Raw genomic sequence first — 8,576 nt, forward strand, 5'->3', positions numbered from 1 at the left:
ACCGTCCCTCAGGAGCTGGCTTCTCGATGACGCTGAATACCTCTGCCGCGCCTCACTGGCGCAGAACATCGGCCTGGATGGCGGCGCTGCTCGCCGTGGTGATCGCCGCTGTCGTCGTGGCGGTGACGCCGACGCGGGCGAACGCCATCGCGCAGCCCGTACCTCTGGGAACCGCTGACAGCTTCGCGGTTCTGGCCGGAGAGTCGGTCACCAACACCGGGCCTTCGGTCATCACCGGCGATGTCGGGGTGCATCCGGGGACAGCCATTTCCGGTTTCCCGCCGGGGGTGGTGAACGGGACGTTCCACTCGGCGGACGCTGTGGCCGCTGGGGCCAAGAGTGACCTGGTCGCTGCCTACAACAATGCGGCCGGACAGTCCTCGGACGGCGCTCTTCCTCCGGACGCCGGCGGTCTTACGCTGGTCCCGGGCGTCTACACCGCGTCGTCCACCCTCGGTCTCACAGGCACCCTCACCCTGGATGGCCAGAACAACCCCGATGCCATCTGGGTGTTCCAGGTCGGTTCGGGCCTGACGACGGCCTCCGCCAGCAACGTGAGCCTTATCAACGGTGCCTCGCCGTGCAACGTGTTCTGGCAGATCGGCAGCTCGGCCACCCTTGGAACTAATTCCGACTTCGTCGGCACCATCATGGCCATGACGTCGATCAGCGCCACCACGGGGGCGGACATCGCCGGCCGGGCACTGGCCCGTAACGGCTCCGTGACGCTGGACACCAACACGATCACCAGACCGGCCTGCGCCGACGAGACCACGGGTGGGACCACCGGCGGGACCGCCACTGGTGGGACCGCCACGGGTGGCGTGATCGCTGGCACCACCGGCGGTACCACGGGCGGCGTGATCGCCGGCACCACCGGCGGTACCACCGGCGGCGTCGGCGGTGTGCTCGGCGGTGTGACGACGGGCGGCACCAGCATCGGCGGAGTTGTCGGCGGAGTGCTTGGTGGAGTCACGACGGGTGGCATCATCGCGGGCACCACGGGCGGCACCACGGGCGCGACGATCGGCGGCGTCCACGGCGGTACCACGGGCGGCGGCCCCAAGCCGCCGGGTAAGCCGGGCAAGCCCGGTAAGCCGGGTAAGCCTGGCAAGCCGGGGCACGGCAAGCCCGGTAAGCCCGGCCACGATCACGGTAAGCCCGGCAAGCCCGGCAAGCCCGGCCACGGTCACGACGGCAAGCCCGGTGACGGTAAGCCCGGCGGTTACGGCGACTCCGCGCACGGAAAGCCCGGCAAGCCCGGCGACTACATGAGCCGGTAGTTCCTTGCGGCGGGCCGGTCGCCCGCGTGCGCGAGTGAGACGTGTGGCGTGCGGTGGACGGTGGGACGACCCCACCGCGCGCCACGCGCGAAAGCGGAAGAAGCGGAAATGAACAGCGGGATGGGAAGTCCGGGTGAGGCCGTGCTGAGCGGTGTCGAGCAAGCGGAAGCGAAAAAATCGGAGCACTGCGGCGCCAGTCCGGCCGAAAGCGACCGCAGCGGTACTCCCGATGCTTCTCATGGCGGGTCGGGGCAACCGGGACGCTCGCTCAGGGCGGCCACAGGAGCCGCCGTAGTCCTGTGTCTCGCAGCGACGCTCATTCACGTGGTCCTGATCTTTCTCCATGTGGCGCCTGCGAATGCCATCTCGCAGCAGTACGACAAGCAGATCAACGCATGGGTCTATCCCGTGTTCGAGCAGAACTGGCGATTGTTCGCCCCGGACCCGGAGTCGGTCAACCGGCAGATCTCGGTGAGGACCATGGGGACCGCTCCGAACGGCACCGCGCAGGTGAGCAACTGGTTCGATCTGAGCGGTATGGACGACTCCGCTACCAGGCACAACCCCTTCCCGAGCCATACGACGCAGAACATGCTGCGCCGGGCCTGGAGTTCCTACCTGGAAACGCTCGGTGGCGACGACCAGCCGCGTTCGGAGCGGGCTGTGATGATCCAGCAGTACCTCCGGAACATCGCGGCGGAGCGCATCGCGGGCCAGCGCGGCGGCTCCTTCCACTCCATCCAACTGCGGGTCATCACGCTGCCCATCGGCGCCCCCGACCAGGCGGGGGGCAACCGTCCGGCCACCGCCACGCCCACATCCGTAGACACCCGTTACCTGCCCTGGTGGAAGGTGGCCCCGCATGGCACCGACTGAGCCGACCCCGATCACGGCACCCACGCCGTCGACGTGCGACCCTGAGCAAGGAGGAACGCGCACCGCGACACAGCGAACGCTCGACCGCGTCGCCGCGTTCTTCACCCTCCTGATCGAGCGGCCGATCTCCCTGTACGCGGCGGCAGTACTGCGCATCGGCTACGGCCTGCTCTACCTCGTCTTCCTGCTGCGCGAGTTCCCCAACCGTGACGAGATCTGGGGGCCTGATTCCCCCTGGACTCCCGTGTTGGCGAGGCAACTGTTCGACCAGACGGGATGGGCAAGCGTTCTCACCCTGTCCGACAGCCGCGCGTACTTCGAGCTCTGCTACGCGGTGGCCGTCGTCACGTCCGCGTTGTTCATGCTGGGCTGGCGGACCAGAGCGGTGTCCGTGCTGTTCGCCATCGTGGTGGCGTCATTCCATGCCAGGGCGATCTTCATGACGGACGGCGGGGACAATCTCATCCTCCTCATGGCCGTCTACCTAGTGTTCACCGCCTGCGGCCGACGCTGGTCTCTCGACGCCCGCAGGGCCCGGCTGCGCTCAGCCGCAGGACCAGAGGGACGCCTCCCACTGACGGCCGGGGGTGAGTTCCGGTGCCAGCTCCGCGACGCCCGCTTGAGCGTGGTCACGGTCCTGCACAACTGCGGGATGTTCGTCATCGCCGCCCAGGTCTGCTTCCTCTACGGATCGGCGGGCCTGTACAAGGTGCAGGGCGGCACTTGGGGCAACGGGACCGCTCTCCATTACGCCCTGAACCTCCAGCTGTTCCAGCCCTGGCCCGCGCTCTCTGAGATGGTCGACGACCACCAGGTCCTGATCGCCGCCGCCTGCTACCTGACAGTCCTGTTGCAGGTCGCCTTCCCCTTCGTCCTCTTCGGTAGGCTCAAATACCCCGTCCTCGTCATGTTGCTGACCATGCACGTGGGCATCGCGGTGCTCTTGGGCCTGCCGCTCTTCTCCGCCGCGATGATCGTCGCGGACGCGGTCTTCCTGCCGGACCGCTTCTACCGCTCCCTAGGACTACTCTGCCGGCGTGCAGTCCAGCGCACCGGTGCCAGCGGTCGGGGAGCATCGCCCAGGTCGGAAGCCGGCCTCCTACCAGCGCAGCCGAGACCCGTCGGATGAGGCCGGTTAAGAAGGGCGCCGAGCTTCATCACTCAAGGCGCACAGTTCATGGATCACCTGGTTGCCGCAGTCCACTGCTTGGCCGTGAAATCGTCACGATTGAGGTCGGCTGGCCTCGACCGTGACGATTTCGGCGAGACGCATCGTCGTGAACAAACCGTCCGCCAGCGGTGGCCGGCGGGTGACGATGCGTCGGCATGGGCGGGACGAGCTCCTAGTAGTCGCCCTGCTCCGTGCCCACCGCGAGATGCAAGCGCGCGAGCGTAAGGCGGCCGGCGACCTGTGCACCGAGTCCGACTACGTGTTCACCAAGCCGCTGGGTGGCCCGCTGAGCCCGAACACGGACTACCACGACTGGAAGCGTCTGCTGGAAGACGCGGGGATCCGGGACGGTCGGCTGCACGACGCCAGACACACGGCCGCCACGGTGCTCATGCTGCTCGGTGTCCCGGCCCGGGTCATCGATCAGATCATGGGGTGGGAGCCGGGCACCTCCGCGAGCATGCGGGCGAGGTACCTCCATGTGCCGGACGCCATGCTCAAGGACGTGGCCCGGAAGATCGCCGAAGCCATCTGGGGAACCCCGGAGACACCCGCTGTGGACAAAAACCAGGACAACGAGGGCTGAGAACCGCCGAAGGGCCCCACCGCGAACGGTAGGGCCCTTCGACAGCGTGCCCGGTGAGGCACTGGCGGAGGATACGAGATTCGAACTCGTGAGGGGTTGCCCCCAACACGCTTTCCAAATGTTCGTCCGGGGGTTCCGTGGCGTACGGAAACGTTCTGACCTGCGGAGCAATCGGTACCGGTGGGGTTTCTGAACGGTGCTGTACGGCGGTGAATGCAACCAGAACTGCAACCATTGCTGACCTACTTGCCGTGCTCCGGGCCATACCACTGGAGGGCTTGCCCGGTCACCGCGGCGATGCATTCGAAGTCGTGATCGCGATGGAGCAGGGTAAGCCCTTGCAGCTCAGCCGTCGCGGCGACGACCAGGTCGACAGCTCCGGCACTTCGGTGTTTCCCCTGCTTGGTGAGGGCTTCCTGGACCTGCCAGGCGCGGTCGTACGCGCGGTCGTCGACGGGAACCCAGCCGAAGATCAGCCGCATGTCCTCGATGCCGCGCGCCCGGTCGGCAGCTGACCGTGCGCTGTAGAAGAACTCGAGCTCGGTGATCGGGCAGGTCGCGATGAGTCCGGCCGCGGCGGCCTGGTCCCAGCCGTACTGCTCCGCTTCCCCGCGCATGAACCGCGCGAGCGCGCTGGTGTCGATCAGGAACTGGGCCGCGTTCACCGGCGGTAGTTCGCCTTGTTCTCGAACAGCTCCAGATCAAATGCGCCGTCGCCCGCCGCGGCCCGCAGCCGGGCGAGAGCCAGGGCGCGACGCCGGCTCTCCAACACCTCGCGAAGAGCGGTGTTGACGGTCTCCTTCTTGGTCTTCGTCCCGAGAGCTTTCGCCACGTCCGCGACCAGGTCGTCGTCCAGGTCGATAACAGTCCGACTCATATGTGCCTCCCGATATCAAATATGGGGTCGAGTATATCTCGCGAGGTGCCTTGTGGGGTGCCATCGGACGCCTCGGCCTGGCCACCGGGTCCTACCGGGCATCACGCCGTGGGTGCGGGAGAGAGCGAGGCGCGTTCCGTATCGCGCAGGTGATGCGAGGCATCAAGGTCGGGCGGGTTGAGTGCGCGGCGCACGCCTACAAGTACGGCACGGGCAGGCCCCCGATCGAGCCGGCCGACGGGCGCACCTGCAACCCCTGACCTGGATGATCTTCCTCGGCCTCAACCGGGGGACCACTGACTGTGCCGGTCCGTGCCCACGAGGGCGGGTGTCAGCCGACGGGGTAGCCCTGGCCGAGGGCGGCCTTGCGGAAGGGGGGGAGCCTGTCGAGGGGGACGGCGAGGTGGCGTTCGCCGAGGCGGGTGCAGTGGGCGCGCGTGCGGCGGTCGGTGGCGAGGAGGGCCGCGACGGCCGCGTCCGCGCACTCGATGAGGTGCACCGGCCCGGTGTCGCGGACCTGGCCCACCCGGCGGGCGGCGTCGGCCAGCAGGGTGGTGACCGTCTGCGGGAGCGGAGCGGCGATGGCCTCCAGATGGTGGCGGAGTTCGGCGAGATCGCGGCCCGTGTCGGCGGCGGCGAGCAGCGAGGCGGAGGTCAGGGCCCACACGCGGTCGCCGGTACGCACGGCGAAGGCGTCGAGGAGAAGGGTCTCGGCGGGGGCGAGTCCGTCGAGGGCCACCACGTCGTGGTTGGGGAGAACCTTCAGGCCGCCGGTGCTCTTCGGGGCGGTGCCGGCCGGTGCGGGGGAGGGGAGGTAGGTGGCGGTCTGCCCGGTGGCGTAGGCGCCGAGGGGGTTGAGGCGGAGGGCGAGGAGGCCGTCGTAGCGGCTGATGCAGTCGGTCCAGTCGGCGCCCCAGTTGTCGCGGTAGTCGTCGCGGGCGCCCACCGGCGGCCCGTAGTCCACGTCGATCAGGCCGAGGACTGCGGCGTACTCGAAGAGCACGGCGAGGGTGTAACGGCCCTGGAGGAGTTCCCAGTTGTGGAACCCGTCATAGCCGAGGCTGCCGTATTCGGGGTCCTCCAGATAGAGCTTCCACAGGGCGCGCTCACTGCGGGCGATCCTGGGATCGTGACCGGCCTTGCGCATGGTGCGGAAGAGCGCGTCGACATCGGTCCACTCACCGGGCGCACAGGCGGCCAGGGCCGCGCCGACCTGGGCCCGGCGCGGCTTGACGGCGGTGAGAACGTTCGCCACGCGCTGGCCCTTGATCGCTTCGACGCGGGAGAACTCGTCGATCACGCCGCGGCTGAGCCAGCGCTGCCACAGCAGGGCGAGCGTCTCGTGCGCCGGCTTGGTCAGCGCTGACCTGCCACGTGCGGTCAGCACGAGCTTTCCGGAGGTGAGCTCGGCGAGTCCCCCGGCCTGGAGCAGCAGCGGCCAGGCGAAGGACGCGATCGGTTCCTCGGCGTAGAAGTCGCCGCCGCTGAGCGCTTCCGCGACCGCCTTGACCGTCGCCGCGGACGGGCGGAGTGTCTTCTCGCTGCAGCGCAGTCGGCCCGCCGCGCACAGCTGAAGCACCGCCTTCAGACTGGCCTGCGCCTCGTGCTCGGTCGTGCGTACCTGACGCTCGTCGGGGTTGCTGGTCACAGCGGCCCCGTTCCCAGGACGTAGTGGTAGTTGCCTGCGCCGCAGGTGCGCTCCAGCGTCCGTACGATCTTCTGGGCGTCGTCGCGTGGGCCGTTGATGTAGAACGGCTGCCCCTGGCGGCCGAAGCCGATCCGCGGGGCGGCCGGGCCGGGCTCGCCGAGGTGTACGGAGACCTGCGCGAAGTCCGGCGCGGGCTCGAAGCCGAGGGTGCGGGCGTAGGCCACACCACCGTGCACGATGCTCTGCGCCTGCTCCAGGCCGATCCGCAGCGGCGGTTGCGCGAACGCCCGGTAGTAGTCGCGTACGAAGGCGTCCAGCGATCCCCCGCCCATCACCTGTGGGCCGACGGTGTCCTTGACGCCGAGGCAGTAGACGTCGACCAGGAACCCGCAGAGGGTGACCCGGCTGGCACGCTCCTGGCGGGCGATCAGGACCTGGGCGAAACCGGCGACCCCGGGATTCCCGGCGCCCTCGGCGTCCGCGCGCGCCCAGTCGGGGGCCGCGGACAGGTCCAGGTCGGTGCTCCAGCCGGCACTCACCCAGCAGCCCACCACCGGGCGCTCGGTCGGCGCGGCCGTGCTCTGCTGTTCGTGGGCCACCTGGCGCACCAGCGCACTCGCCCGGGCCGGTTTCAGCCCGAGGACCCGCGCGATCTGCTTCGGTCCACTGCCCTTCTCCCGCAACGACCGTACCTGGGACAGCAGTTGCGCATCGTCGTCGTTCATGGGGCCATTGTTCCGCAGCGCCGGGGCGTCAGGTGCGGGGGTCGGCTGTTCCCGTCGTCCCCGGATGGGGGGCGTACGTGGGCACGCGGGCCCGAGCCGGGTGTTTCCCGGCCGCCCGTCCGCGCCGGGGAAGGCGTTCCCGTACGGGTGAGACGGCCACCCGCGGTCCCGCTGCTTCGTAGAGTCGGGGTCGAAGTGGACACGGCCGCGGGAACAGGGAGGACGGAGCGATGGTCAAAAGCGCGAGGGAGCGGCTGGGTTTGCTGCTCGGCGGGTCGAAGGCGGCGGAGTTCAGCGCCCGGCTCGAAGCACCGGCGGACGGCGTCGGCCTTGAGGTGGCCGGGGTCGGACCGGTGCGTCTGCCGCTGCGCGCGCCGCAGGTGAAGAAGCTGATCGCGGTGGCGCGTCCGGCACTGTTCGGCCGGGGGAGGACACCCTGAGCGACAGCAGTGTGCGCGACACCTGGCACATCCCGCCGGACCAGGTCACACTGCCGACTGCCCGCACGAGGTGACACCGGTCAGGAGCGGCTACCGGGTGACCCTCACGTTCAATCTGTTGGCCGAGCGAGGGGCCCCGGAGCGGGAGTCCGGCCCGCTCGACGACATGGCGCACTGCCTGGAGCAACACTTCAACGCACCGGCCAGGCCGCGCTACGGCGGCCAGGACCTCGATCCGCCCCGTCGTCTTGTCTACCTGCTCGATCACGAGTACACCCAGCGGGGTCTCGGCTGGGACCGGCTCAAGGGCGCCGACACGGAGCGTGCCGCGCTGCGAGACGGTACTCGCCCTCGCCGAGGTGAAGGAGACCTGGGACGCCACACCGGCCGGGTACGACCCCTGGGACGACTACGGCTACGAAGAGGAGGACGAAGAGGGAGAGGGAGAGGGAGAGGGAGCAGCCGCGGTCGACGGCGCGGGTACCGACGAGGACTACGAGCTCGGCGAGCTGATCGACGACGAGATCACCCTCGGCTGGTGGACCGGTCCGGATGGCGCCGACGGCGAGCAGATCTCGCTGTACGTCCGCGACTACGAGAGCTGCGCCAGTACCCCGAGTGCGGACCTGAAGCCCTATGACTCCCAGTACGAGGGCTACATGGGCAACTACGGCAACACGCTGGACCGCTGGTACCGGCGGGCCGCGGTCGTGGTGTGGCCACGAGAGCGGGCCTTCGCGGCGCGCGGCGAGGCCGGATCGCGGTGGGCAATCGAGGAACTGCAGGCCCGTATCACCAAGGGCGACGGGGACGGCGCACGCGCCGCGGCCGAGTCCCTCGCGCCGCTCAGCGGGACATGCTCAAGGTCCCGCGCCCGGACGCCCTGCGCATTCCGGAAGATTTCAAGTCCAGTGAGACGGTCGTGACGCTATGAGGTTTGTGGTGCGGGTTCCCTGCGTTTGGCCGGGTC

Annotated in this window: 9 protein-coding genes and 1 pseudogene; 6 read left to right on the top strand and 4 right to left on the bottom strand. The window is 69.1% G+C overall.

Annotation, left to right across the window (positions count from 1 at the left end; genetic code table 11):
• Positions 1 to 77 precede the first annotated feature (77 nt).
• From RMT89_RS31710 to RMT89_RS31725, 4 genes and pseudogenes are all read left to right on the top strand, one after another.
• Complete coding sequence (locus tag RMT89_RS31710; protein WP_315887176.1) at positions 78 to 1,283, top strand: ice-binding family protein; 1,206 nt, start codon at positions 78 to 80, stop codon at positions 1,281 to 1,283.
• Positions 1,284 to 1,607: 324 nt separating this feature from the next.
• Positions 1,608 to 2,159 carry a DUF5819 family protein gene (locus RMT89_RS31715; protein WP_315887177.1) on the top strand — a complete coding sequence of 184 codons (552 nt, stop codon included), beginning with the start codon at positions 1,608 to 1,610 and terminating at the stop codon, positions 2,157 to 2,159.
• Entirely contained in the window at positions 2,146 to 3,288 is a 1,143-nt protein-coding gene (locus RMT89_RS31720; protein WP_315887178.1) for an HTTM domain-containing protein, read from the top strand. The genes RMT89_RS31715 and RMT89_RS31720 overlap by 14 nt, the downstream gene beginning before the upstream one ends.
• A 220-nt stretch (positions 3,289 to 3,508) precedes the next feature.
• Positions 3,509 to 3,916 (top strand): annotated as a pseudogene (locus tag RMT89_RS31725) (tyrosine-type recombinase/integrase); the annotation flags it as partial.
• 242 nt (positions 3,917 to 4,158) lie between these two features.
• Here RMT89_RS31725 and RMT89_RS31730 read toward each other — a convergent pair.
• From RMT89_RS31730 to RMT89_RS31745, 4 genes are all read right to left on the bottom strand, one after another.
• Positions 4,159 to 4,581, bottom strand: a complete 423-nt coding sequence (locus RMT89_RS31730) for a PIN domain nuclease (protein WP_315887179.1) — start codon at positions 4,579 to 4,581, stop codon at positions 4,159 to 4,161.
• Positions 4,578 to 4,793, bottom strand: coding sequence for a type II toxin-antitoxin system VapB family antitoxin (locus RMT89_RS31735; protein WP_315887180.1), 216 nt, complete (start codon positions 4,791 to 4,793; stop codon positions 4,578 to 4,580). Before RMT89_RS31735 ends, RMT89_RS31730 begins: the two co-directional genes overlap by 4 nt.
• Before the next feature lie 331 nt (positions 4,794 to 5,124).
• Entirely contained in the window at positions 5,125 to 6,441 is a 1,317-nt protein-coding gene (locus tag RMT89_RS31740; RefSeq protein WP_315887181.1) for a helicase-associated domain-containing protein, read from the bottom strand.
• A complete protein-coding gene (locus RMT89_RS31745; protein ID WP_315887182.1) occupies positions 6,438 to 7,166 on the bottom strand; it encodes a hypothetical protein in 729 nt (242 codons plus the stop codon). Before RMT89_RS31745 ends, RMT89_RS31740 begins: the two co-directional genes overlap by 4 nt.
• A gap of 230 nt (positions 7,167 to 7,396) precedes the next feature.
• Between RMT89_RS31745 and RMT89_RS31750 the strand changes: the two genes are divergently transcribed.
• Positions 7,397 to 7,606 carry a hypothetical protein gene (locus RMT89_RS31750; protein WP_315887183.1) on the top strand — a complete coding sequence of 70 codons (210 nt, stop codon included), beginning with the start codon at positions 7,397 to 7,399 and terminating at the stop codon, positions 7,604 to 7,606.
• Positions 7,607 to 7,929: 323 nt separating this feature from the next.
• Positions 7,930 to 8,532, top strand: a complete 603-nt coding sequence (locus tag RMT89_RS31755) for a hypothetical protein (protein WP_315887184.1) — start codon at positions 7,930 to 7,932, stop codon at positions 8,530 to 8,532.
• Positions 8,533 to 8,576 lie beyond the last annotated feature (44 nt).

The sequence above is a fragment of the Streptomyces sp. P17 genome, assembly GCF_032436805.1.
Lineage (GTDB): Bacteria > Actinomycetota > Actinomycetes > Streptomycetales > Streptomycetaceae > Streptomyces.

Excerpts from the sequence above, each read along its gene's own strand:
- RMT89_RS31745 (WP_315887182.1), bottom strand. The coding sequence starts at position 7,166 with ATGAACGACGACGATGCGCAACTGCTGTCCCAGGTACGGTCGTTGCGG.
- RMT89_RS31735 (WP_315887180.1), bottom strand. The coding sequence starts at position 4,793 with ATGAGTCGGACTGTTATCGACCTGGACGACGACCTGGTCGCGGACGTG.
- RMT89_RS31710 (WP_315887176.1), top strand. The coding sequence starts at position 78 with ATGGCGGCGCTGCTCGCCGTGGTGATCGCCGCTGTCGTCGTGGCGGTG.
- RMT89_RS31720 (WP_315887178.1), top strand. The coding sequence starts at position 2,146 with ATGGCACCGACTGAGCCGACCCCGATCACGGCACCCACGCCGTCGACG.
- RMT89_RS31750 (WP_315887183.1), top strand. The coding sequence starts at position 7,397 with ATGGTCAAAAGCGCGAGGGAGCGGCTGGGTTTGCTGCTCGGCGGGTCG.